Below are 750 nucleotides of genomic sequence, written 5' to 3'. Positions count from 1 at the left end.
GTCGAGGGCGTGCTCGGCATCGACGAAGGCGCACTGGCCGCCTAGGTGCGCAGCCGCGCCAGGGCGTCCTGCAGCTGCTGGGCGCTCTCGGGGCGCACCACCCGGGCGACTTCCTGACCGTCCTGCAGGAACACCAGCGTCGGCCAGAGCTTGACGCGGTAGCTGCGCCCCAGGGGGCGGCCGGGACCGTCTTCCACCTTGATGTGCTCGACCTGCGGCTGGTCTTCCAGAAGCTGCTCGATCAGCGGCTGGGCGCGCTGGCAATGGCCGCACCAGGCGGTGCCGAATTCCAGCACGGCGGCGCCGCGCAGCGCGTCCACGGCGTCGCGCGTCGGCGGGGTTTCGAGGTGGGTGGCGGTGTAGGGCATGAGGACTCCTGGAGAGCGGGTGGGAGCGATTGCGGGCCAGCTTAGCAGGCGCCCGTGCCGGGCGGCGTCAGCGGCGTGGCCGTGCGCTTACCGGCGCGGGTTGGTGCAGGGCCTGCAGCTCCCCGGGCGTGTTGGCGTTGGCGAAGGCGCGCGGGTCGTCCTGCGGTTGGTCGAAGGCGGCGATGGCGCAGCCGTACCGGCGGCTCCACTGCTGCACACGCCGCCCGCCAGAACGCAGGAACCGCTCCAGCTCCCCCTGCAGCCGCACGTGCATCAGGCAGAAGACCGGTTGCGTGCGCAGCGGCGCCGTGCCGCCCTCCAGCGCGTCGGGGTCGGGCGCGGCCGCCATGGCCAGTGGCGCACCGGCCTCGGTGGCGGCGGC

General features: G+C 74.0%; 1 protein-coding gene and 1 pseudogene. Both read right to left on the bottom strand.

All coding sequences use genetic code 11. The features are described from left to right. Nucleotides 1-41: 41 nt before the first annotated feature. Complete coding sequence (locus A612_RS15215; protein ID WP_019375297.1) at nucleotides 42-368, bottom strand: thioredoxin family protein; 327 nt, start codon at nucleotides 366-368, stop codon at nucleotides 42-44. A 67-nt stretch (nucleotides 369-435) separates the two neighbouring features. Next, nucleotides 436-750 (bottom strand): annotated as a pseudogene (locus tag A612_RS17450) (molybdenum cofactor guanylyltransferase MobA); the annotation flags it as partial.

Origin of the sequence: Melaminivora alkalimesophila, from assembly GCF_000282995.1 — a bacterium.
GTDB lineage: Bacteria > Pseudomonadota > Gammaproteobacteria > Burkholderiales > Burkholderiaceae_C > Melaminivora > Melaminivora alkalimesophila.
Note: the sequence above shows the minus strand (reverse complement) of the source record. Positions and strands in the feature narration are given on the sequence as shown.

Bases quoted from the DNA above. Each gene is read 5' to 3' on its own strand.
- A612_RS15215 (WP_019375297.1), bottom strand. From the start codon at position 368: ATGCCCTACACCGCCACCCACCTCGAAACCCCGCCGACGCGCGACGCC.